The following is an 18849-nucleotide window of genomic DNA, read 5'->3' as shown; positions in this document are numbered from 1 at the left end:
TTAATCAACAAAGCTACTTAAAACAAGTTATAGATCTCTTTTTTTTAACATAAAGTATGATGAATATATAAATATTACGGTCCATATTAAAACAATTATTATGTTAAAATAGCTAACGGAATAATCTTTTGTTATTTCTTCTCCTATTTGATTTGCTATTGATTTAACAGATTTTAATCTTGTTCCTGGTTCTACAATTAAGTTCTGCATTGACTCTAGAGGAAGCAAATTTTTTACATTTTGAGCTATTTCAGAATTAGCCAAACTTTTCCATTTCAATATCCCGTATATTATCCATTCTGAAAAATACCAGATAATCATTCCCGCAACGGCAAAAGCAGAACGTTTTATTAAAATACCAAGAAATAAACCAAAAGAAAAGAAACCAGTAAGTTTTATGAAAAAAGCTAATAAGTAATCCAGATCAGAAAAAATAATAGAGAGCTCATTAAAGTCAGAGTATATAATTCCAAGCACTAGTGATGTAATGAAAACGAAAACTGTTGATAGAAAAGCAAAGGCAATAACAGTATAAAACTTAGAAAGGATGAACTCTTTTTTACTTAATCCGTCAATTAAATTTTGTTTTAAGGTTTTATGACTGTACTCATTTGCCATCATTGACACAATGACCAATAAAAAAAAGAATTTAAATATAGATGCTACATAAGTATTAAAATGCCATATATAAGGAAAGTTAAAGATGCCTTGTTCTGCTAGGTGAAATTTAATAGGACCTATATCAAATTTTATAGATGCGATTAGAGCTATTGATGTCAGGAGTGCAAAGTATATTATTGACAGAATTTTACTGGCTCTGTTGTATTTTAATTTATGAAATTCTATGGCTAAAAGGCGAAACATAATTGTAAGTTTAATAGTTTAGTTATTATTTGTTAAATCAAGAAATTGTTCTTCTAAAGAGGGTTTTCTTTTTACCAAATGTGATACAATTACATTATTTTCAAAAAGATATTTATTAAGGGTAGCTGCGGAAATATCGTTTTCTAATTGAACAATGATTAATTCATTATCGATATTAACGCTTGCTGTTTCATGGTAATTTTTTAGAACATTGACAGTTTTTTCTATACTGTGTTCCGTTTTTATCTCAACAATTCCATTTGAAGCGATCATTGTTTCAACCCTGCCACTATATAATTTTTCTCCTTTCCTCAACACAATTACATGGGTACATATTTTTTCTACTTCATCTAATAAATGTGATGCTAATAAGATAGTTGTACCAGTTTTGGCAATTTTTTTAATTATTTGACGAATTTCGTGTATTCCTTGAGGATCTAGGCCATTAGTAGGTTCATCAAGTATTAATATTTCAGGGTCATTTAAAAGGGCAGAAGCTATAGCTAACCGCTGCTTCATTCCTAAAGAATAGGTTTTGAACTTATCATCTTTTCTTTCAAATAAATTAACTTCTTTTAATTTTTCATTAATTTTATTGTTGGATACTCCCTTTATTTTGCAGATTAATTCTAAATTTTGAAAAGCTGTCATGAAGGGATAAAAGTTGGGGCGTTCTATTATAGCGCCTACTTTTTTCAATGCCTCATGTGTTGTGGTATTGCCATTAAACCAATTAAAAGCCCCAGAAGTTTTATTTACAACATTTAAAATAATTCCTAAAGTTGTAGATTTACCACTTCCATTAGGTCCTAGGATACCGTATATATTTCCTTTTTTTATTTCAAATGATAAGTCTTTTACAGCTTTAATTTTTCCGTAATTTTTAGTTAGGTTTTTAATCGATAAAATAGTTTCCAAGCTTTTGCAGTTTTAATATATAAATATGACGATTATTATTATTATTTGTTACAAAAAAAAGCCTCCTGGTTTAAGGAAGCTTTAAAGTGGTGCGAGTAATATTGTAAATTAAGACTTATCTATTAGCCTAAATCCTTCTCCATGAATGTTCAGTATTTCAACATTTTCATCATTTTTAAGGTATTTTCTTAACTTTGCTATATAAACATCCATACTTCTAGATGTAAAATAGTTATCATCCCTCCAAATTTTGGTTAGAGCTAACTCACGAGGCATTAGGTCATTTTTATGAACAGCCAACATTCTTAGTAACTTACTTTCTTTAGGAGAAAGTTTTTGAGGCTCGTTATTATTGAAACTCAGATGACGTAGTTTTGAGTTAAAATCAAAATTACCGATTTTAAATTCAAATTCTTCATTATCTGTTGACTTTTCAGTTTCTTTACGCTGAAGAATAGCTTTTATTTTGTGAAGTAAAACTTCCGAATCAAAAGGTTTGTTTAAGTAGTCATCAGCTCCAACTTGATACCCTCTGAGTACATCTTCTTTGAGTGTTTTGGCCGTTAAGAAAATAATAGGGATTTCTTTATTTGTTGTTCGAATATCTTCGGCTAAAGAAAAGCCATCTTTCCTTGGCATCATTACATCCAGAATACATAAGTCATATTCTGTATTTTTAAACATGATTAACCCGTCGATTCCATCTTTTGCATGTGTTACATTGTAATCATTAAGAGCTAAATAATCTTTTAGGACGGTTCCAAAGTTTGGATCGTCTTCTACTAATAGAATTTTTTTACTTCCCATATTGTATCCTTTCATTTTATATTAGTGGTAATTTAATTGTGAACGTACTTCCTTTACCTTTTTCACTTTCAACATAAACCGTACCCTGATGGCTGTCTATAATTTCTTTTACATATGCTAATCCTAAACCATGACCTTTTACATTATGAATATTTCCGTTATGTTCTCTATAAAATTTATCAAAAACATATTTTTGAGCATTTTTACTCATTCCAATGCCGTCGTCTTTTATTTTAAGTATGAAGTACTTATTTGTATTTTCGGTAAAGATGTCTATTAATGGTTTTTCTTCCGAATATTTAACTGCGTTTTCAAGCATGTTAACAATAACATTTGTTAAGTGAAACTTATTACCTAGGACTTTAGAAGATATGGCTTTAAAATAGGTAGAAAGCAATCCATTTTTACTGGATATTAAAAGTTTAATATGTTCGTTAGCCTCTGTAATAACATCATGCATGTCTAATGAATCTTTACTCATCTCAATTTGATTTTTTTCTAATTTCGATATTCTTAGAACATTTTCCACTTGACCATGCATTCGTTTATTTTCATCACGTATGACTTGCACATAACGTTTTATTTTTTCCTTATCTGAAATTATTTTAGGGTTTTTAATAGCATCTAAGGCCAAATTAATCGTAGCGATAGGAGTTTTAAATTCATGAGTCATATTATTTATGAAATCAGTTTTAATTTCAGATATTTTTTTTTGTCTTATTAATTGATAAAGGGATGTGGAGAATGCTGCAATAATTATACCAATAAAAAGAAGTGAGACCAATAATATTTTTATTATACCTGAAATTAGATTTTCACTTCTATGGGGAAATTTAATATAAAGCCTATATTTACTGTTCCCATTTTCATCAGCAAATAAAGGATAGTAAAAGTCATTTATAGGTTCAATATTAAAGTAACCAGATTTTAAAGGTGTGGCAAATCCACCATCGTAAACACCATATGTGAATTCTTCTGTTATGTTTCTCATTATCAATTCTTTTTTTAGAATTGATTTTAATTTATTGTTAGTTATTCTTTTATGTATTGGGGTTTCCTTCAAGGCTTCTCTATATGCTTTTTCAAGTTCATGTTTATTTAAAGCATCATAATCATCTAAAAAAGAATATTTTCTTTCTTTTAAGGTTTTGGAAGCGTAATCTTTATCACTTGATGTCATTACCTGTAGGGAGAAAACATCATTTTTTCCAGAAATTCGTTTTAGCAATATTGTATCATTATCGATAAATTTTGAAGGAATTTTAAAGTTTTCTTCTACAATGCTTGACGCAAATGTGAACTGTCTTTTTGAAACGGTATCATATTGTCGAAAAAGATAATTTTTAAACTCTGCACTTTTTCGGAATTTATTACTTCTTCTAAACTCGGCTGAATAAAAGCTAAACTTCTCAAGTTCATTTTCTTTTATTCGCTCAGAGGCGCTATTTAGGGCAATTGTAACGTCATTGTCGAATTGTTTTTGTTTGTTTCTTATAGCATCTTTTATCCAATAAATTTGGACAGATATTATTCCTACCAACGAGACGCTCATTAAAACAACAATTAAAATGAAGATTTTTTTACCCATCGTTCAAAAATAAATCAATAAACCTAAGTTTTATTTTGTTTTAACTTAGATTAACAGATTTTTTATAAATTTAAGAAAAATTTAAGAAAAAAGATAAACGTTAGTTAATTCGCTAGAGTTGGTTTGTTAAAATATTATGTATTTTAAATACTTGTTTTTCAGTGTCTTTCAGTTTTTTGTTTTTGATAACATAGTTGGATTGCATGATTTTTAAGTCATTATTCCATTGATTTTGAATTCTCGTTTTAACAGATTTTGAAGAGACTTTATCTCTTTCGATAACACGATTGATTCTAATATCTATTGGCGCAGTGACGGTAATAATTTTATCACAAAAACTATCACTTTTATTTTCAAAAAGAATAGCATTTTCATATAAAATATAATCTTTGTTTTTATTTTTTTCTACAAACTGTGTCAGGTGTTTATAAACTTCAGGATGAACGATTTCATTTAAGGTTTTTAGTTTTTCTTTGTCATTAAATACAATGTCTGCTATGTGAGTTGTGTTTAGTTGACCATTTATATATGTATTTTCTCCGAACTCATTAATCATGTTTTCTTTAATTACATTTGAAGTTATCATTAGTTTTTTAGCTTCTATATCAGCATAATAAACCGTTGTATTTTGAAATTTTGAAAATATTTTGGCAACTGTTGTTTTACCGCTGCCTATTCCACCTGTTAAGCCTATAATCATAAGGAGTTATTTACTTATTAAAAAATCTATTTTATTAGGAATAATTCTGACAGAAGAAACAATTTTAGCTTTAGATTTTAATTTAGGAATGAGATATGGGAGCTTGTTTTTTTGACATTCTTTGTAGTCGCAATAAATACTAAAAAAACTCGAATCGACTTTACTAAAATCTTTGAGTCCAATTTTGTAGATTAAAGAAACTGTTTTGGGGTAAATGTTAATTGTTTTTTTGGGAGGTAGGTTGATAACTGTAATAGGAATCTCTATTTTTCCTTCAGTAAATTTATCTACTTTAAATTTAAGCGTAGTCGTTTTATACCTTGTTGTTACTTTGTCAGGGATCAAAATATTTGTTTGCATTGCTACATCATCAGAAATATTTAAGAGTTTTATTTTTTCTGTTTTTAGAGAGTTAATTGTATCAAGTATTGATTTTGGTCCGTAAATAGTAATTGTATTTGGAGTTAAAGTTTGTTTAGATGACAAGTCAAATCCTTTTTTAAAATTTACATTGATATCAGTTACTATTTTAACTTTTTTTGAATTGAGCTTATTTATTTTGAAGAAAATAGAATCTTGATTTATATTTTTGAGAATCAGTCCAGATTTTAATTGATTTTGAATTTCAGGAATAAGATTTTTACTCAAAAGAAAATAGGTGGAATCTGTTTTTTTAATTAAGTTTTTTAAATCTATTACTAAAGGTTTATGAAAAAGGTTTGTGCCTAAGAGTTTGAATCCAACCGCGCTTATTGATAAGTTGATTTCATCAGGGGGATTGTTCAAAATTAACTTGCCTTGTTCTATGTTTTTAAAAGAGATATCTAAATTAATTTCCGTTATATATTCTTTGGAGAGATTCATTAATAGCCAAAAGAGGATAGAAGCTATAAGGAAACTTAAAAATGCTTTAGGTATTTTTAATGTTTTATACAAAACAGAGTTTATTAAAAGAAAAAGTGAGCTTTTAGCTCACTTTATTATTGTTATTTAGATGCAGTGTCGTGCTTTTGGGTTAATTCCATCGAAATTGCAGATCTTTCAAACTTTATTTTTCCTGCACTAGTTTCAATAGATACAGTGTTATCATTGTCATTTATATCAACTATTTTTCCATGGATTCCACTAGAGGTAACAACTTTGATACCTTTTTTAACAGATGAATGGAACTTTTTTTCTTTTTTCTGCCTTGCCATTTGAGGACGAATCATAAAAAAGTATAAAACTACAATCATTAAGATAAACGGTAGCATATTCATAATACTATTACTACCAGTTTGTAAAAAGAATACGTTTGCTAACATCAAGAGTTATTTTGTTGTTTTGGTGTAACCATTCCAGAAATCTTTACAATTTCAGTACCTTTTTCTGTATTTGTATAAAGTGTAACAGATTTAGATTGCTTATTGGTTTTTCCGTTAGTATTGAAGCTTACTTCAATATTACCAGTTGCACCAGGAGAAATAGGTTCCTTTGGCCAAACAGGTACTGTACATCCACAAGTTGCCTTAGCGTCTGTTATGACTAAATCTGATTTTCCTTTATTTGTAACAACAAAAGTTGTTTTTACGATTTCTCCTTCTGTTACAGTTCCGAAATCAAAGTTTTCCTTATCAAATAAAGCGATAGGTGCTCCTTTGCTAATCTCATTATCTCTTTCTGATGCATTTGCAACATTTTCTTTATTTATTTTTGATTTGGCATTACCTTTGGAGCAAGAAGTAATTATTGTGGTAGATAATAAAATAGTTAGTGATATTAGAAGTTTTCTCATAATTAAAAATTTTATAGTTGTAAAAGTAATAATATTATTATAATAATCCTCTTCCAATTTTTATCATCGTACTATTGGCTAAATATTCTTTAGCTAATTTATCTAAAACACCATTCACAAAATGACCACTTTTGTTTGTTGAATAATCTTTTGCCAATTCGATATACTCATTGATAGTCACTCTACTAGGAATAGACGCAAAATGTAAAAACTCAGTGATAGCCATTTTAATTAAAATCATATCGACGTCAGCGATCCTATCAGATTCCCAGTTAGGAGTTTTTTCTCGAATATCATTCTCGTATTTGTGGTGATTTAAAATTGTTTTTCTAAATAACTCAGATACAAATGATTTATCATCATCATCTTTATAAAGGTTTCCTAAGACAAAAGGATTTTTTGGAGATTGCTTGTTTAATGTTTTTAAAATCCATGTATTAACAAAAGGCATATCATCCACCCAAGAAATCATCTTATCTTCAAAATAATCTGCTATTTTTTCGTTAGGAGCAACGATTTCTCTAAAAAAGCTGATAACAAAGCTTCGATCAACATTATATGAGTCTTCTACTGTGTCCATGTACTTAGAGTAAAGGTTACTTTCGAGAAGCTGTTCTAGTATGATTTTAACATATTTTTCGTCTAACTCCCAGTATTTTAGTTTGTTTAACTCAATGTACCCCTCTAGACTAATACTACTTGATAGAAGATTTAACAAACGATTGTCCACAAATTTGGTGTTCGGATTTAAATCTTCTTTTGTGGCTAGAATTTTCTTTCTTGAAAGTTCTAGTCTTTTACGAGCCAATTTCTGAACTTCAACCAGCAACTGCAAGTTAAGAACATATAGATCAAACATTTTTTGGATACTATGTTTCAAAAACTTTTCCTCTCTGATTAGATCTTGATTGTTTGATTGCTGCATTGCATAAACAGATTGCATCACTTTAACTCGAATATGTCTCCTATTTATCATTTTAAAGAACTTTAAAAAAAAGAGCGTTAGATTTTTTTCTAACGCTCTGCAAAAGTATAAAAAAAAACTTAATTTATTTGTTAAGTTCCTTTTTGCGCTTATTTATTCTTGATTGTGCAATATCAAATGCAGCTCTATGAGGAGTAATGTTTTCTTTTTGAGCAAGGTAGAAAATGTCTAGAGTAGTATCATAAATATTTTCTGTTCTTTTCATAATTTCTTCTTTACCATAACCAGAAACTTCAGCATAAACATTTATAATTCCACCAGCATTTATTAAAAAATCTGGAGCATAGGCTATTCCTTTGTCCTTTAGTAGCTTTCCATGTCTTATTTCATTTTCTAGTTGATTATTAGCAGCACCTGCTATAACTTTAGCATTTAATTGATTGATCGTTTTATCATTTAAAGTTGCTCCCAAAGCACACGGAGCATAAATATCGATATCTAATTCGTAGACATCATTACCTAAGGCTACTTTTGCATTATATTTTTTGCTAAGTTCTTCCAGGCGAGATTCATTTATGTCGTTTAATATTACTTCAGCTCCCTCATCAGTTATGTATTTAACCAAAGCCTCTCCAACATGACCAATGCCTTGTACTAAAATTTTCTTCCCTTCTAGTTTGTCAGTCCCTAGTTTATGTTTTGAAGCAGCTTTCATCCCCATATATACACCATAAGCTGTGACAGGAGATGGATTTCCAGATCCTCCGATTGATTCAGATACACCAGTCACATGAGGAGTGATTTTTCTCATAATATCCATATCACGAGTTTCCATTCCGACATCTTCCGCAGTAATGTATTTACCGCTTAAAGAATGAACAAACTCAGCAAAACGCCTCATCAAGTTATCATTTTTTTGAGTTTTAGCATCGCCAATAATTACAGCTTTTCCACCACCAAGGTTAAGTCCACTAATTGCAGATTTATAGGTCATTCCGCGAGATAAACGAAGTACATCATTTAAAGCTTCCCATTCATTTTTGTATTGCCACATTCTTGTACCACCCAGAGCAGGACCTAAAGTTGTATTATGAATACCAATAATTGCTTTTAAACCTGTATCTTCGTCATTACAAAATACGATTTGTTCATGATTATCGAAGGATAATTGACCAAAGACTTTAGAGTTTTTAAGATCTTTTTGATCTAAGATTTCTGACGTCATTTATTATTAGTTTAGTATTGAGTTTATTTTGATAATCTTAAAAAAAATTGACTCAAAAATAAGAAATCACTAAAAGATAATCAAAAAAAGATTATGTATTTATTGAATTTCTAATTGGGTAGGTTTTTTTTAGATAAAAAAGTGAAGTTTGAAAGCATTACAATATTTAAATAAATATTTTAGAAAGTACAAGTGGAGATTGCTAGCAGGGATAATTATAACCATTTTATCAAAGTTTTTAGCATTAAGAATTCCAGTAATTATTAGAAATTCATTGAATTCTGTTGAAAATTACATAAAAGGTTATTCTGTTGATATAGAGGTTGTTAAATATGATTTGTTGCGAAATATTTTTTTCATTATTGGGCTAACCCTAGTTGCAGGTTTTTTTACTTTTCTAATGAGACAAACTATTATTGTTATGTCCAGGTTAATCGAGTTCGATTTAAAAAATGAAATATATGCACAATATCAGAAGTTATCCTTAAATTTTTATAAGAATAATAGAACAGGGGATTTGATGAACCGAATAAGTGAAGATGTTTCTAAGGTTCGAATGTATTTTGGTCCAGCAATAATGTATAGTTTAAATATGATTTTGTCATTCATTGTGGGTTTTACTCAAATGTATAGTATTTCTCCTAAGCTTGCTTTATATACTATGATACCTTTTCCTGTTTTATCAGTTTCAATTTTTATTTTAAGCAAGCAAATTAATAAAAGGAGTACAATAGTTCAGCAATATTTATCAAAGTTGACTACTTATAATCAAGAGTTTTTTTCAGGTATTCATATTGTCAAGTCATTTTCGATTGAAAATGACATAACAGAAAAATTTGATGCTCTGGCTGACGATAGTAAGTCAAAAAACATTGATTTATATAAAGTACAAGCTTTATTTTTTCCTTTGATGATTTTATTAATTGGCATTAGCAATATTATCGTTTTATACATAGGGGGAAAACTCTATATAAATGAACAAATACAAATAGGTGTTGTGGCAGAGTTTTTTTTGTACGTTAATATTTTAACATGGCCAGTAGCAATTGTTGGATGGGTAACGTCAATTGTTCAACAAGCAGAGGCTTCTCAACAAAGAATTAATGAATTTTTGGAACAAGTTCCTGAAATTAAAAATAATGTTGAAGAATCTACAAATATAGAAGGAGATATTGAATTTAGAAATGTTTCTTTAGTTTATGAAGATACAAATATCAAGGCGTTGAATAATCTAAGTTTCAAAGTAAAAAAAGGAGAAACTGTTGCAATTCTTGGAAGTACGGGGTGTGGGAAATCTTCCTTAGTAAATTTGATTGCAAGGTTATACGATGTTTCAGATGGTAGTGTATTAGTTGACGGTGAAGATATAAGAAAATGTAACTTATTTGATGTTAGAAGCCAAATAGGTTTTGTAGCGCAAGACCCTTTTCTTTTTTCAGATACAATTGAGAACAATATTAAATTTGGAAAAGAAGATGCATCGAAAGAAGAAATTATAGAGGCCGCAAAAAATGCTGTAATTCATGACAATATTATGAGTTTTAAAAATAATTACAGCACAGTTTTAGGAGAAAGAGGTGTAACTTTATCAGGAGGACAAAAACAAAGAACTTCGATAGCACGTGCTATTATTAAAAAACCAAAAATATTAATTTTTGATGACTGCTTGTCTGCAGTTGATACAGAAACAGAAGAGAAAATACTTTTGAATTTGGAAAAAGTTTCCAAAAATAAAACAACTTTTATTATAAGTCATAGAATTTCTTCAGTCAAAAATGCTGATAAAATTTTGGTTCTTAATAATGGTACTGTACAACAGGAAGGTGTTCATAATCAGCTGGTAATGGAAGATGGGTACTACAAGGATTTATTTCATCAACAACTTTTAGAAAAAGAAATATAGTTAAAAGCATTGTTAAGTCAAATATTTTGTTAGATTTGTTGAGTGATTCTAAACATAACAACTATATTTATTACTTAAGATAAAGAATTATGAGCGAGAGAGTAGAACAAGACGAAATTTTTTCACAGGTTTTAAGAGCAGGAAGAAGAACTTATTTTTTTGATGTAAGGGCTACAAAAGCAGATGATTATTATTTAACAATAACAGAAAGTAAAAAGTTTACTCATGATGATGGATCCTTCCATTATCAGAAACATAAAATTTACTTGTATAAAGAAGATTTTACTGATTTTAAAGAAATGCTTGAAAAAGCAACTGGTTATATTGTTAAAGAAAAAGGACAAGAAGTTATTAGCGAACGACATCAAAAAGATTATAGGAAAGAAGAAGCTGTTGAAACGGCGACAACTGAAAGCTTTACAGACGTTTCTTTTGACGATATATAGCATATCAAAAAAAACTTAACTGAAAATTCAATTCAATTTACACAGTAAAAATCACCTTGTAGCTTGTGAAGCTGCAAGGATGGTTTTATAACACCCTTTTCATTGTTTTTGATTTCTCAACAGTTTCAATCCATTCATTTTCAGATAAACTATCTTTTGTAATACCGCCACCAACGTAAATTAGAGCCTTGGAATCTTTTATTTCCATACATCTTAAATTCACGTAAAGCTCTGTTTTTTTTAAGAAATTTAGTTCTCCTAGGTATCCCGTATAGAAAGTTCTTTTATAACATTCGTTTTCTAGAATAAATTTCCTAGACATTTCTTTAGGAAGTCCACAAACAGCCGGAGTAGGGTGAAGTGTATTTATTAGTTTTGAAATAGGAGCTTCGAGCGTGCCGTTTATCTTTGTTTTTAAATGTAATAATTTACCTGCTCTAACAGTTTCTACTTTTTCTGATTTTATTACCTTACATAAAGGAGATAATTTTTTAATTATATAATCCGTAACAAGTTGTTGTTCTTCTATTTCTTTTGTTGTCCAGTTAGGAAGAATATTTTTTTGGAAAGGAAGAGTGCCTGCCAAAGACATTGTTTCGAAATTTTTGTTATTAGTTTTAATAAGAGTTTCTGGTGTGGCTCCTAGCCACAAACCTATTTTGGGGTGAAACCAAATATAAACAAAGGCACTTTCATAACTATTTAGTAAATTTTTAAAAAATTCTACGGGTTTGTTTTTTTCTAAACTAACAATTTCTTTTCTGGTTAACACTACTTTTTCAAGTTCCTTATTATAAATTGCTTCGATGCCTTTTTTTATTAAATTAACATGCTTTTCTTTGAAGGTAAGGCTGTTTAAATTTAGGTTAATATTATTCTTGCTTTTTGTTTCGGAATAAATTTCCTGTATGAAACGGGAATTTTCTTTTGGTATAATAATTGGGACATCACTATCATCAAATGGAGCAAAAATAAACCCAGAAGTATTTAGGTTTTTGTCTGAGTGGAGAATATCATCATGTTGAAAAAAACATGAAATCATATCTTCATTTGGTTTTCGGTAGCAAACAAATGGTAAATTGTTATTTAAAGAGCTTTCAATATTTTTAAAAATAGTCAATATTATTTAGGGTTTAAAAGTTTCTATTTAATTTATGTAAGAGCAAATCTAAAATAAGATTATATGTTATTTTCTTTAATTTAACAAGTTTGATTTGTTTCCGATCGAAGAATCTTGTTAAAAAACGTTTTGAATTATTTAAGTAGATTATCCAACACGATTTCTGATGAATATTCATAACTAATTGAAGTTAAATTTAGTAAAATCTTACCGGGACAATATTTTTTTATACAAGTACTATATATAAATTTTTAAACTCATTGTTTGTCAAGTACAATATTGGTTAATTTACAAACAGATATTAAATCATTTTTTTCATCTATAATTTTAATTTCCCACAAATGAGTTGTTTTTCCTTTATGTATAACAGTGGCTTTAGCATATAAAATTCCTTTTTTTTTACTTTTTATATGATTTATATTTAATTCTAGGCCTACAGTAATTTTTGTTTTTACATCAATTAAAGAACATTGTGAAGCAGCGCTTCCAACCGTTTCTGCTAAGGCAGCTGTAGCGCCTCCATGAAGTAAACCAAATGGTTGGTGAACCTTAGAATTAACAGGCATTTTTGCTGTTAGAAAATTCTCTCCTATATCAATAAATTTAATGTCGAGGGTCTCCATTAGCGTATTTTTATTTAATTGATTTAGTCGTTGAAGAATTTTTTCTTTATCCATAATACTATCATAATTATAGATCAAAAATACGTATTTTTGTAACCAAATAAAATTACCAACATGTATAAAATTAGAGCGATATTAGATTCGGAAGAAGATGTGATTAGAACGTTTCATATTAATGAGAAATCTTCTTTAGAAGATTTGCATTTTTCTATAGCAAAAGCTTTTGGTTTTGATGGTCATGAAATGGCATCATTTTATCTTTCTGATGATAAATGGAGCCAGAATGATGAGATACCTCTTTTTAACATGTCCGAAATAGGTGAAGGAGTGTCTATGTCAAATTATGTTATTACTGATGTATTAAAAGAGCAAAATAGCAAACTTATTTATGTTTATGATTTTTTTAATATGTGGACTTTTTATATTGAATTGATAGATTTTAAAGATATCTTGGTAGAAGAAGTTAAAGTGATATTATCTGTTGGAGAGGTGCCTGAAGAAAATAGCAATAATAAATTCGATATTCAAGATCTTTCGAGCAAATCAGAGGAGGACTTCGGAGGTCAATTTGATGATTTTGAAAATTTTACAAATATAGATGATATTGACTTAGATAAGTTTTAATGGCCGATTTTATAAAAGTATATGATGAAAATCCTAATGAAAAGGAAATAGATAAGCTCGTTAAGTGTTTACGATCGGGCGGTATTATTATATACCCAACAGACACTGTATATGGTTTGGGATGTGACATTACAAATACAAAAGCTTTAGAAAGAATAGCTAAGATAAAAGGTGTAAAGCTTGAAAAAGCTAACTTTTCATTCGTTTGTAATGATCTTAGTCATTTATCGGATTACATAAAACAAATTGATACAGCAACATATAAAATTTTAAAGAGATCTTTACCAGGAGCATATACTTTTATTTTACCAGGAAGTAGTTCTCTCCCAAAAGTATTTAAAAAAAGAAAAACTGTAGGTATAAGGGTTCCTGACAATAATATAGCAAGATCCATTGTAAAATCACTAGGGAATCCGATAGTTTCAACTTCAATTCATGATGAGGATGAAATTCTAGAGTATACGACTGATCCTGAGTTAATTTTTGAGAAATGGAAAAATATCGTTGATGTTGTTGTCGATGGTGGGTATGGAGGTAACCTTCCTTCTACAGTAATCGATTTAACAAAAAGTGAACCTGAAGTTATTAGAAAAGGAAAAGGAAGTTTAATTATTCTTTAGTTGTATATATCATTTTCTTCCTTTAATAATTAAATAAAAAAAATTAATCATTCTGAGTATCATAAAACCATATTTTAAATTTTATTGGACAGATGGTTTTATCTTTGTAACATACTGTGTAAAGGTACTTTTTTTGTAAACTCTATTTTAGTGTATTGTATTTTTTTCGTCTCAAAATAAAATATTGCCAAACAATAGATATGTGAGAATAATAGTTTAATTTCTTTTTTAAATTTCTCCTTTTTTTAAAAAATCTCATGAAATTTCTATAAAAGCTTACGTGGGCTTTTATAATAGCTAAGGAGTGCATTGGTTTCATTTCTATTATAAATTTAATCCCAGAAATTCCATCTAGTATAAGTCTAGAAATAATAACAAATAGAAACCAGCGATTAGGTACATTTTTAACTATATTCAGGAGACTGTTTCTGAAATTTAAAAATGTTTTATGGGGGTTAGTTTCCTGCAAAGTAGCACCTCCAACATGATATACGGTAGAGGCACCAACATACTTAATTTTATATCCTTCATTTATAGATCTCCAACAGAAATCTATTTCTTCTTGATGGGCAAAATAGTCTTCATCAAATCCTCCTAATTCATGAAAAATTTTTGATCTTATAAAAAAACAGGCTCCAGAAGCCCAAAATATTTCTGAAGTATCATTGAACTGACCATTATCTGTTTCTAGAAAATTGAAAATTCTACCTCTACAGTATGGATAACCAAATAAATCAATGAAACCACCAGCAGCACCAGCATATTCAAACTTTTTTTTATTTTTATAATCTAATAGTTTCGGTTGAATAATTGCTGTGTCGTATTCGTTTTTGAAAAGTTTAATTATGGGGATAAGCCAGTTTTTAGTAACTTCTATATCAGAGTTCATTAGACAATAAACATCTGCCTTTATATACTTTAGGGCTTCATTATATCCTTTTGCATAACCACCGTTAAGTTTATTTTGAACAATTTTAATAGTTGGAAAATACTTTTTGACATATGCTATAGAATTATCCGAAGACGCATTATCAGCTAAATAAACAGTAGCTTGGTTAGAACTAAAATTGATTACACTTGGTAAAAATTGTTCTAGTAATTTTTTTCCGTTCCAGTTTAATATGACAATGGCTATTTTCAAGAGGCTAAAAATACATTTTTAACGTGACTTTTGATTAATTATTTTCATATTTTGGTATATCTTTCAAAAATACATAGCTTTCATTTTTAGAATCAAGTTTACAATAAAAGTGCTTTAACCCATTTGTAATAATTAAAAAATTAGCGTTAAGTCTTAAGTTATATCTAGCAATTTGATCAAAGGTAGATTGTGTTATCTTCACGTTAGGGGCTTTGCATTCCACTATTATGTCAGGTTTCCCCTGTTTATTAAAAATAAGAATATCCGTTCTTTTTTTTAAGTTGTTTACAATCAGTTGCTTTTCAATAGCGATTAAAGAAGCGGGGTAATTCTTCATTGCCATTAAGTACATTACAAAGTGTTGCCTAACCCATTCCTCTGGGGTCAAGACAAAATATTTTTTTCTTAAGCAATCGAATATTAGCTTTTTATTTTCGTTACTTTTGAGCTTGAAATTGAAAGCAGGCAAGTTTAATTTTTGCATGATTCAAAAGTACATGTTTTTTTCTACAATAAGGTCTTTCGATTATTTGATTAAAAGAGATACAAAAGTATATGAATGAAGTAACACATCTTATAAACGATATAAAAAATGGTAATTATAAGCCTATTTATTTTTTAATGGGTGAGGAGCCATACTATATTGATAAAATATCTGAATATATTGAAAATTCCGTGTTGGATGAGTCTGAAAAAGAATTTAATCAATTAGTTATGTACGGGCGAGATGTTTCTATTGAAGAAATAGTATCTGCGGCTAAGCGTTTTCCTATGATGTCGAGTCATCAGGTTATTATCGTCAAAGAAGCACAGGATTTAAGTAGAACAATTGATAAAATAGAATCTTACGCCAGTCAACCACAACCATCAACTATATTGGTTTTTAACTATAAATACAAAAAGCTAGACAAACGTAAAAAAGTATATAAAGTTATTGAAAAAAATGGCTTGTTCTTTGAAAGTAAAAAATTATATGATAACCAAGTTTCAGATTGGATAAGAAAGATTCTAGGAGGGAAAAAATATCAAATAGAACCAAAAGCAGCTCAAATGCTTGTGGAGTTTCTTGGGACTGATTTAAGTAAAATAAGTAATGAGTTAGAAAAGCTAATTTCTGTTTTGTCGAAGGAAACTATAATTAATCCTGTTCACATTGAAGAAAATATTGGTATTTCGAAAGACTTTAATAATTTTGAATTACGAAAAGCTATAGGGAGTAAGAATGTTTTGAAGGCAAATCAAATTATAAAATATTTTGGAGAGAATCTGAAAAATAATCCTTTAGTAATGACCATATCTCTATTAAATAGTTTTTTTACACAGCTTTTGATGTATCACGGCTTAAATGATAAATCTAAAGCATCTGTTGCTAAAAATTTAGGAGTGAATCCTTATTTTGTAGAAGACTATGTCGTAGCTGCACGTAATTATCCAATGCGTAAAGTATCAAAAATAATTACTCTTTTGAGAGATGCTGATATGAATAGTAAAGGGGTTGGCAATAATACTTTGACACAAATTGATATTTTAAAAGAGTTATTATTTAAGATTTTGCATTAATTTTTGGAAAAATAGTGTACTGACCTTCTTGAAATTATATTTATAAATACTCTAAAGATTCAATGAAAATTAATATTTAAGTTTAGCCAGGAATGCTATAGTTACGCCAAATAATATTCATATAAGATATGATTTAAAAATTACTTAACTGTTATTCTCTATAGAATTTTACTCCAGCGAGTTCTCATTTCTGTTCCTATTTTAATGAAATCGTCTTCAATAACTCTAAAATTGCCAGAGGAGGCATTTGGTGTAATAGAATCTATCTTTATTTGAAAATCGTCATATTTTGTAGAAAAAGCAAACCCCTTTTTTATGCCATCATTAGCTCCTTTATTTAAATAAATCCTTAAAAAGGTGAATTCATTCTGGTACTTACTTTTTTCAACTCTTTTTTCAGTTTTTATTATTTTTGCAGATATAGGCTCATTCAAAAAATAAGTTCTCCATTGTTTTGGAATTTGATCTATGTTTAAACCTGGTTTAGTATTATTTTTTTTCTTGTTTTTTCTTTTAAAATAATAATCTCCTTCACTAGGTTCAATTCCTGAATTGAAAAAAGAAGCAAAATGTTGAAAATCATTTTTTTCATCATAACTTGCTAATGAATTGAATTGATCAGATAGTAGGTACTCATAATCATTCCATTTAATTATATAATATTTCGTGTTAATTTTAGAGCTAACTTGCTTGTAAGGGAATCTATTTGATTTTTCCTTAAAATCAGAGTTTAATTTATAATGGGCAATTTCTAATTCTTTAGGGGTCAAGATGATATTGTTTTCGTCTTTTTGATAGCTACCAAAATATTTTTTTGTAGTCCTGTCTCCATTTACTCTGAAAATATTTTCCGTAACGATAAATTTATTATCCTTAAAAAAATCGATTTTTTTTGAATAGTTTATACTTTTAAAAGAATAGTTAAAAATACTTTTATTCTGCTCTAAGTTTGTTTTCTTTTGAATTTCTTTTGAATTTCTTTTATGGATGCAAGAACTCAAAAGTATTATTGTACCTGAGATTAATATTATCGCGTTTAAGTTTTTCATAATCCTTTCTGTCATCTAATTGTCGCTTAATATATGAGAGGAATATATATGCTTAAAAGGAAGGGATATATATGTTCTTGAAAGAACAATATTTTAGTCTTTTAAAATTCCCCTTTAAAATAATACGCAAATATAAACTAAAGTCACGAATTTGAATATTTTATGATTGTAAATATTAGTTAATATTTACTAATTGTCTTTTTAAAATATTACTTACTTTTTTAGGTCTTAATTGATCGCTGTATTTTACTTTTTTTCAATTTCTGTTAAAAGTTTGTTAGAAATTATATTAGCTGCTACTTTAGACCCTTTTAGAGAAGGGTTATAACCATCTTTTGAGTAATAGTCAAATTTATTGTTAAGATCAAAATGATTTTTCCATTTTTTTCCAACTGGTAGTAAAATAGCATTATTAACTTTTGCTGCCTCAGAATAATTTACTATAACTTTATTAAAGTCATTGTAGTTTTTGCGAGATGGCCATACCATAAAATAACATAGCTTAGTATTATTTATACTACAAAGTTGTTTGAATTTTTTTCCAACTTCAATAAGGGTACGTTTTTCAGCTATTGAGGCTGAAGGCCCCTGTTGAAGAATAACAAAAGAGGGTTTTTTATTTGAAATTATTTTTTGAACTCTCCCTCCATTCCAATGATCTGTTATTGTATATTTCGGGTAAGCGACCATTTCAATATTGAGTTTTATCTTTTTTTGATTCATAGATCGTTTAATTAACTTTGGAAGATTATTAAAATAGGTTAGACTATTACCTATAAATAAGATACTAATTTCTTTTTTATCAGAATTACTATTTTTAATATTCTGTGAAAACGTGTAATTAGATAAAAAATAGACTAAAATGATCAAATTTTTTAATTTTAAATAATTCATTTCAAATGATTTTATTACCATTAGTCTATGCTATATATATTGTTGTAAGATAGGGGACTCGAGAAGAA

At 28.4% G+C, this 18849-nt stretch carries 21 protein-coding genes; 5 read left to right on the top strand and 16 right to left on the bottom strand.

The features are described 5' to 3' along the window. Positions 1 to 27: 27 nt before the first annotated feature. The 10 genes from AC2GW8_RS05340 to AC2GW8_RS05295 form a co-directional block, all read right to left on the bottom strand. Positions 28 to 864, bottom strand: a complete 837-nt coding sequence (locus AC2GW8_RS05340) for an ABC transporter permease (protein ID WP_440881747.1) — start codon at positions 862 to 864, stop codon at positions 28 to 30. An 18-nt stretch (positions 865 to 882) separates the two neighbouring features. Next, positions 883 to 1782: an ABC transporter ATP-binding protein gene (locus AC2GW8_RS05335; RefSeq protein WP_440881746.1), complete on the bottom strand. Its 900-nt coding sequence runs from the start codon at positions 1780 to 1782 to the stop codon at positions 883 to 885. A 108-nt stretch (positions 1783 to 1890) separates the two neighbouring features. Beyond that, positions 1891 to 2589, bottom strand: a complete 699-nt coding sequence (locus tag AC2GW8_RS05330; protein WP_440882187.1) for a response regulator transcription factor — start codon at positions 2587 to 2589, stop codon at positions 1891 to 1893. Between the two features lie 16 nt (positions 2590 to 2605). After that, the gene (locus tag AC2GW8_RS05325) at positions 2606 to 4141 is read right to left on the bottom strand and encodes a sensor histidine kinase (RefSeq protein WP_440881745.1); all 1536 of its coding nucleotides are present in this window, start codon (positions 4139 to 4141) and stop codon (positions 2606 to 2608) included. A 148-nt stretch (positions 4142 to 4289) separates the two neighbouring features. Continuing rightward, positions 4290 to 4877 (bottom strand): dephospho-CoA kinase, encoded by a 588-nt coding sequence (gene coaE / locus AC2GW8_RS05320; RefSeq protein ID WP_440881744.1) that lies wholly within the window; start codon positions 4875 to 4877, stop codon positions 4290 to 4292. Positions 4878 to 4883: 6 nt separating this feature from the next. Further along, positions 4884 to 5813 (bottom strand): CdaR family protein, encoded by a 930-nt coding sequence (locus tag AC2GW8_RS05315; RefSeq protein ID WP_440881743.1) that lies wholly within the window; start codon positions 5811 to 5813, stop codon positions 4884 to 4886. 50 nt (positions 5814 to 5863) lie between these two features. Continuing rightward, positions 5864 to 6181, bottom strand: coding sequence for a preprotein translocase subunit YajC (gene yajC, locus AC2GW8_RS05310; protein WP_440881742.1), 318 nt, complete (start codon positions 6179 to 6181; stop codon positions 5864 to 5866). Continuing rightward, positions 6181 to 6651, bottom strand: a complete 471-nt coding sequence (locus AC2GW8_RS05305; RefSeq protein ID WP_440881741.1) for a DUF1573 domain-containing protein — start codon at positions 6649 to 6651, stop codon at positions 6181 to 6183. The genes yajC and AC2GW8_RS05305 overlap by 1 nt, the downstream gene beginning before the upstream one ends. 37 nt (positions 6652 to 6688) lie before the next feature. Next, positions 6689 to 7627 (bottom strand): transcription antitermination factor NusB, encoded by a 939-nt coding sequence (gene nusB, locus AC2GW8_RS05300; protein ID WP_440881740.1) that lies wholly within the window; start codon positions 7625 to 7627, stop codon positions 6689 to 6691. A gap of 73 nt (positions 7628 to 7700) precedes the next feature. After that, positions 7701 to 8801: a Glu/Leu/Phe/Val family dehydrogenase gene (locus AC2GW8_RS05295; RefSeq protein ID WP_440881739.1), complete on the bottom strand. Its 1101-nt coding sequence runs from the start codon at positions 8799 to 8801 to the stop codon at positions 7701 to 7703. A 148-nt stretch (positions 8802 to 8949) separates the two neighbouring features. Between AC2GW8_RS05295 and AC2GW8_RS05290 the strand changes: the two genes are divergently transcribed. Continuing rightward, the gene (locus AC2GW8_RS05290; RefSeq protein ID WP_440881738.1) at positions 8950 to 10704 is read left to right on the top strand and encodes an ABC transporter ATP-binding protein; all 1755 of its coding nucleotides are present in this window, start codon (positions 8950 to 8952) and stop codon (positions 10702 to 10704) included. A gap of 89 nt (positions 10705 to 10793) precedes the next feature. Further along, positions 10794 to 11150 carry a PUR family DNA/RNA-binding protein gene (locus AC2GW8_RS05285; protein WP_440881737.1) on the top strand — a complete coding sequence of 119 codons (357 nt, stop codon included), beginning with the start codon at positions 10794 to 10796 and terminating at the stop codon, positions 11148 to 11150. An 85-nt stretch (positions 11151 to 11235) separates the two neighbouring features. On the opposite strand, the gene AC2GW8_RS05280 is transcribed toward AC2GW8_RS05285, so the two are convergent. Beyond that, positions 11236 to 12270, bottom strand: a complete 1035-nt coding sequence (locus AC2GW8_RS05280; protein ID WP_440881736.1) for a chorismate-binding protein — start codon at positions 12268 to 12270, stop codon at positions 11236 to 11238. A gap of 257 nt (positions 12271 to 12527) precedes the next feature. Continuing rightward, the gene (locus AC2GW8_RS05275) at positions 12528 to 12947 is read right to left on the bottom strand and encodes a PaaI family thioesterase (RefSeq protein ID WP_440881735.1); all 420 of its coding nucleotides are present in this window, start codon (positions 12945 to 12947) and stop codon (positions 12528 to 12530) included. Positions 12948 to 13007: 60 nt separating this feature from the next. Here AC2GW8_RS05275 and AC2GW8_RS05270 point away from each other — a divergent pair, with 60 nt between their 5' ends. Both AC2GW8_RS05270 and AC2GW8_RS05265 read left to right on the top strand, forming a co-directional pair. Next, positions 13008 to 13517 (top strand): IS1096 element passenger TnpR family protein, encoded by a 510-nt coding sequence (locus tag AC2GW8_RS05270; protein ID WP_440881734.1) that lies wholly within the window; start codon positions 13008 to 13010, stop codon positions 13515 to 13517. Then, positions 13517 to 14137: an L-threonylcarbamoyladenylate synthase gene (locus tag AC2GW8_RS05265; RefSeq protein WP_440881733.1), complete on the top strand. Its 621-nt coding sequence runs from the start codon at positions 13517 to 13519 to the stop codon at positions 14135 to 14137. The genes AC2GW8_RS05270 and AC2GW8_RS05265 overlap by 1 nt, the downstream gene beginning before the upstream one ends. A gap of 142 nt (positions 14138 to 14279) precedes the next feature. Here AC2GW8_RS05265 and AC2GW8_RS05260 read toward each other — a convergent pair whose 3' ends face one another. Beyond that, on the bottom strand, positions 14280 to 15278 hold the full coding sequence (locus AC2GW8_RS05260; protein WP_440881732.1) for a glycosyltransferase family 2 protein: 999 nt from the start codon (positions 15276 to 15278) through the stop codon (positions 14280 to 14282). Between the two features lie 34 nt (positions 15279 to 15312). Next, positions 15313 to 15762 carry a type I restriction enzyme HsdR N-terminal domain-containing protein gene (locus AC2GW8_RS05255; RefSeq protein WP_440881731.1) on the bottom strand — a complete coding sequence of 150 codons (450 nt, stop codon included), beginning with the start codon at positions 15760 to 15762 and terminating at the stop codon, positions 15313 to 15315. Between the two features lie 71 nt (positions 15763 to 15833). Here AC2GW8_RS05255 and holA point away from each other — a divergent pair, with 71 nt between their 5' ends. Next, positions 15834 to 16838, top strand: a complete 1005-nt coding sequence (gene holA, locus AC2GW8_RS05250; protein WP_440881730.1) for a DNA polymerase III subunit delta — start codon at positions 15834 to 15836, stop codon at positions 16836 to 16838. Positions 16839 to 16996: 158 nt separating this feature from the next. Here the strand turns inward: holA and AC2GW8_RS05245 are convergent, their stop codons facing one another. Both AC2GW8_RS05245 and AC2GW8_RS05240 read right to left on the bottom strand, forming a co-directional pair. Further along, entirely contained in the window at positions 16997 to 17902 is a 906-nt protein-coding gene (locus tag AC2GW8_RS05245; RefSeq protein WP_440881729.1) for a hypothetical protein, read from the bottom strand. Between the two features lie 231 nt (positions 17903 to 18133). Continuing rightward, positions 18134 to 18781 carry an SGNH/GDSL hydrolase family protein gene (locus AC2GW8_RS05240; protein ID WP_440881728.1) on the bottom strand — a complete coding sequence of 216 codons (648 nt, stop codon included), beginning with the start codon at positions 18779 to 18781 and terminating at the stop codon, positions 18134 to 18136. Between the last annotated feature and the right edge of the window lie 68 nt (positions 18782 to 18849).

It is taken from the genome of Tenacibaculum profundi (assembly GCF_057162725.1).
Note: the sequence above shows the minus strand (reverse complement) of the source record. Positions and strands in the feature narration are given on the sequence as shown.